At 56.5% G+C, this 5,102-nt stretch carries 4 protein-coding genes and 1 pseudogene; 2 read left to right on the top strand and 3 right to left on the bottom strand.

All coding sequences use genetic code 11. The features are described from left to right. The 3 genes from ACIQ20_RS15730 to ACIQ20_RS15720 form a co-directional block, all read right to left on the bottom strand. On the bottom strand, positions 1-651 hold a 651-nt coding region (locus tag ACIQ20_RS15730; protein ID WP_395781965.1), incomplete at its 3' end, for a hypothetical protein. Further along, complete coding sequence (locus ACIQ20_RS15725; protein WP_395781963.1) at positions 648-1,934, bottom strand: extracellular solute-binding protein; 1,287 nt, start codon at positions 1,932-1,934, stop codon at positions 648-650. The genes ACIQ20_RS15725 and ACIQ20_RS15730, both read right to left, overlap by 4 nt. A 3-nt stretch (positions 1,935-1,937) precedes the next feature. After that, positions 1,938-3,050 (bottom strand): ABC transporter ATP-binding protein, encoded by a 1,113-nt coding sequence (locus tag ACIQ20_RS15720; RefSeq protein WP_395781961.1) that lies wholly within the window; start codon positions 3,048-3,050, stop codon positions 1,938-1,940. A 317-nt stretch (positions 3,051-3,367) separates the two neighbouring features. On the opposite strand from ACIQ20_RS15720, the gene ACIQ20_RS15715 reads away from it, so the two are divergent. Next, positions 3,368-4,237 carry a MurR/RpiR family transcriptional regulator gene (locus ACIQ20_RS15715; protein ID WP_395781959.1) on the top strand — a complete coding sequence of 290 codons (870 nt, stop codon included), beginning with the start codon at positions 3,368-3,370 and terminating at the stop codon, positions 4,235-4,237. Beyond that, a pseudogene (locus ACIQ20_RS15710) lies at positions 4,237-5,102 on the top strand (hypothetical protein); the annotation flags it as partial. The gene ACIQ20_RS15715 and the pseudogene ACIQ20_RS15710, both read left to right, overlap by 1 nt.

Below are 5,102 nucleotides of genomic sequence, written 5' to 3'. Positions count from 1 at the left end.
TTGTGCCGTGCTGGCCAAATTGGCCCCGGTCAACTGCCCAACGACGAAGGCTACACCAAGGGGCAGAACCACACCGGCCCAGGCACCCAATTTTGGTTGGACGAGGGCAAGACCCACGATGGCCAACACGCCCAAGCCAATCGCTCCCCCCTGAAGCAGGGAGATCAGAGGTGGGCCAGCGACTTGCGACGTATGGATAATCTCGAGCATGCCGACGCGTTGTCCAGCCACAACCAGCGGCGCGGCCGCATGGGCCCCCTCTGCGGTAGGGTCGAGCTTCGCGCCAGCCACAGGCAAACCGAGTATCAAATCGAACAAAGGTTTTTCGCTGATTTCCAGAGGGCGTGGCGCGGCTTCACCTGGCCAATTACTGGCTGACAATTGCTTTGTGCGTCGCATGACCAGGCGAAAACGGTCCCCTTCCCGGCCAGAGCGCTTGAGCACATCTGCCATCATGGAACCCACGACTTGCTCGCTCAGCCCCGCCTCTAGGCCTGTTGAACCAAGCTTGGCCAAATCAGAAGCGGTGACCAAAGCAACAGCGCCCGCTGCCGCTTGATCGCGATGTTGGGCGGCTTGTTGGAGGAAGAATAAAGCCCCGGATATAACGACCAACAGGGCAAAGAAGATAGCGCTTAGATTATTTCTCATGCCCGCCCCCCAGCTTGGGAAGCCCGCAAGGCGTCAATGGCGGCTTGAACCTCTGTCTGACAATCATTCCACGCCGATAGCGAGGTAGTCTCCATTTTGGTGAACCGCTTCATCGCTTTATCAGCGGGTGACCAAACCAGTGTCATCTCCGGCAAATTGGGCATGGGAACGGCCAAGGCACCTTGGGCCTTAAAGGCGGAGATGATGGGGTCGTTGGCAATAGCAGGGACGCTATAGGCCGCTTGCGAGGCCGGCAATTGCCCGCCCTTTTGCGCCATGATGGCCGAGGCCTGTGGCCCTGCGAGAAACTTAGCGAATTGCCACGCCTCATGCTCGTCTGGCGTACCAGCCGCCAGATAAATGGCCTCAATCGTCATCCAAGGCCGCATCGGCTTATCATCGGCCTCAGATATCATCGGCAGAACCGCAATTCCCAGATCAATCGACTTTGAAGCCTCGCCTAAGAACCACGGCCCACTCATGACCATCGCCGCGCGCTCTTCATTGAACAGCGCCGTCACCAAAGAGTTGGCGGGATCATCCGGTAAGAGATTGAGTTCGGATCGCCACTTGCGTACCAGATCAGAGGCCGCGACATTGGCAGGATCATTTAAGATCAGATCGCCAGCCGCATTAAAGGCACCGCCGCCAAAGCCATTGCCAATGCCGGCATGGAAGAAATAATCGTCATAGGCGTAGGCAAAGCCAAATCGACCGCGACTTTTATCGGTCAGTCTGGTCGCAATCTCGACAAGCTCTTTGGTGGTGCGCGGCGGGTTGGGCACCATCTTTTTATTATAGATCAAAGCCGCTGATTTAAAATTCAGCGGCAAAGCATAGGTGACGCCCTTATAGGTCGTGGCATCCAACATGCCGGGCAAAAAGCTTTGACGATCCTCCTCGTTCAAGAAGAAATCGATGGGCGCGACAGTTTTGCCGCTCTCGACCCAACCGCCCAAACGGTCATGGGAGAAGATGAATAAGTCTGGTCCCTTCCCGCGGGGCACCGCGGCGGAAAGCTTGTCGGCAAAGGCATCATTGGGCACGCCAACACAGCGGACAGGGCGGGCCTTGCCCGCAGCTTGGGCCGAATAAAGCGCGGCAACTTCTTCAAGGGCGGCTTTCTCGCGTCCGCGATAGGAATGCCAAACCACCAGTGCCGGGCGCTTACTATCTGCGGATTTACCGCACGCCGCCAATAGCGCAGTGCCTGACAGACCAAGCCCTGCAGCTAAGAATGATCGTTTGGTGGGTGATCCCCCGTGACTTGTGCGTAAGGCCATCGCTTAAGCCTTCTCGGTCAGGCGCAAGTTTGTCGACGCATCAAAGAAGTGAGCCTTGCTCAAATCAGCTTCAACTTCGACCATTTCGCCCAGTTTCGGGATGGGCGCCTCGCCTTGGCTCTTTGCGATTAAAGTGGCGCCGTCCACGTCGAGATGGGTTAGGACCTCGTGCCCCAAGGTCTCGACCATCTCGACCCGGCCCTTGAAATGGGCAGCCTTCTCAAAGCTGTTTTGGCCGACTAGACGGACGTCCTCAGGCCGGAAGCCGAGCAGGACACTGTCGCCTGTTTGGCTGCTCAGCTCCCACCGCTCCGGCATGGTGAAGCCAGGCGAAGCGGCATGGGCAATCGCGCGCCCTACCAAATGGGTCGTCAAAATCGACATGCTGGGCGCACCAATGAAGCGGGCCACAAAGACGCTGCTAGGGCGGTGGTAAAGCTCCAGGGGCGTGCCGACTTGCATCAGATTGCTGTCGCCTGCCTCTGCCAAAGGTGCCAAAACCGCAATCCGATCGCCCATGGTCATCGCTTCAGTTTGGTCGTGAGTGACGTAAACGGCGGTGGTGCCTAGGCGCTTCTGCAGACGCGAAATCTCTGCCCGCATACCCGTCCGCAATTTAGCGTCGAGGTTTGATAAGGGTTCGTCGAACAAAAAGACCGAAGGGTCACGAACAATGGCACGGCCAAGCGCCACACGTTGCCGTTGGCCACCTGACAGCGCCTTTGGCTTGCGGTCCAGATACGGGTCGAGACCCAAGATCGCCGAAGCTTCTTGAACGCGCTTTTCAATTTCGGCCTTGGGCATTTTGCGCACTTCAAGACCAAAGGCAACGTTCTGGCGAACCGTCATATGTGGGTAAAGCGCATAGGACTGAAACACCATGGCGACATCGCGGTCTTTGGGCTTCAAATCATTGACGACCCGATTTGCGATTTTTAATTGGCCCGCCGAGACCGATTCGAGGCCCGCAATCATCCGCAGGGCGGTCGATTTGCCACAACCCGAGGGACCAACCAACACCATGAACTCGCCGTCCTTGATGTCGAGAGAGAGGTTTTTAATGACATCAGTTTCGCCATATCGCTTTGCGACGGTTTCAAAAGTGATGCCAGCCATGCTTTGTCCTGCCCGTGCTTTAGTGGCGGACGCAGGAAAACTTCAGTCGCGGAGGAACCATTTATCGAACCGACAAGTCATTGCCGCTAAGCTAAATATCGGTCCCAAGCCAAGATAAATTCCCGACTAGGCCCATTTCTCTCCCCGACTGCAGTTTCCGCCCTGTGTAGGGTCGCCATGCCGTTCTTTGATTTTGGTATTGCACATTTGATGTAGCAAAACTACAAAACCTGCGCAACACGCGTTCAAGGCTGGCATTGGGCGCAGAATATTCGTATAAATCAAGTCAGCAAACAAAGGGCGGGGGGAAAAAGGCGATGATCATCAGTCAGATCGATTCTCATCTTGCCGAATTGCGCCCGTCTGAACAGCGCGTCGCCCGCTTTGTTCTGGGTCGCCCGACGGTGGTGGTTGAAATGTCGATCGCCGATCTGGCTGAGCGTGCGGATGTCTCAGAGCCCACGATCATGCGCTTTTGCAAAGCGATTGGCTGTATGGGCTTCATGGATTTCAAGCTCAGCCTCGCACGTGATCTTGAACGCCGAACTTTGTCCATGAGCCGTCAGAACCCGCATGTGAAGGGCCCTAGCGGCCTGGGTCAGGCTTTATTCGAACAAGTCACCAAGACACTTGGACAGAAGGGTGCTGGCCTAGCCCTTGATGAGATTGATACGCTTTTGGAGATTTGCGCAGGCAGCGGGCGAATCATCGTGCTGCATTCTGGTGCAGAAACCCTGTTTGCCGACACGCTGGTAAGCGCTTTGCGCGGCTGCGGGCTAGAAACGTGCGATCAAACCACAGCAGATATCAGTGGGCGGCGCGACAGCGTTTTGGTTATCGCGCTGAAGTCGAGTTTGCGCATCCCCGAGGTGGAGCAAAGCCTACAAGATATTTGTGCGCAAGGCGGGCGGGTTGCCCTGATCGGCCATGCGGGCCTGCCTGCCACCATTTCCCTTGGCCAATTTGATGCTGGTTTGAGCGACTATATTGCGTATGCGGCCGTAATCGAGGCCATCCGCCTCGGGATTGAGGCGCGCCTCTCCAAAAGCGGTCATTTTTCACAAGCGGATTCGGAAATGCTGCAGTCGCGCCGCGAAAATGCCTATGCCGACGCGCGTCGTCGGGATCGGCAGAGCGCGCAAAAGGCCAGCTTGGACGACACGATTTTTTATGAGGATGCGCGCTAATGGCCCTTAAGACGACCCGGGCAAAGCCGACAAAGGCAGCCGTAACTGGCGCGGCAAATGTCGGGCCTTCACTGGCAGAGCAGAGCGAAGTGCTGGCCTTGATCAAGGGAACTCACGCGAACCCATTTGCTTTCTTGGGCCCACATCTTGATGACGGGACACGCGAGATGACGGTGCGCTGCTTCTTGCCAGCAGCCGATGCGGTCACCTTGGTTTGTGAGGGTCAAAAACTTTCGATCAACATGACCAAAGTGCATCCAGATGGGCTGTTCGTGGCCCAAATTGCCCAATCAAAGAAACAGGCGCTTACCTACCATTATCTAGCCACGTGGGATGGGGAAGTCGTCCGCCTTGAAGACCCCTATCGGTTTGCGAGCGTTTTAAGCACGAAAGAAATTCTCCGCTTCCGCCAAGGTCAATTGTGGCGGGCTTGGGAATGTCTTGGCGCACGCCGGGTCACTTTGGATCAAGTCGAAGGCTTTGCCTTTGCCGTCTGGGCCCCTGCCGCCCAACGGGTGTCAGTGGTCGGCCCTTTCAATAATTGGGATGGGCGTCGCCACATTATGCGCAAGCTCCATGATGCCGGCATTTGGGAGATTTTCATCCCCGGCCTTTCTGCCAATGACATCTATAAATATGAGATCATCGGCGCAAATGGCGATCTTCAGCCCTTGAAGTCGGACCCATTTGGACAGGCGGCAGAGCTTCGACCCGCCAATGCCAGCCGCTTGGTAGACGCGCCCAAACAAGTCGATAGCGACCAAGCTTGGCTGAAGACACGCCATGGCCGTCATGGCTTGGATGCGGCGATCTCTGTCTATGAAGTTCATGCAGGCTCGTTCCGGCGCAAGCCTGAAGAGGGCAA

The organism is Aquidulcibacter sp., from assembly GCF_044346625.1.
Lineage (GTDB): Bacteria > Pseudomonadota > Alphaproteobacteria > Caulobacterales > Aquidulcibacteraceae > Aquidulcibacter.
This window is presented reverse-complemented; position numbering and strand designations above follow the sequence as displayed.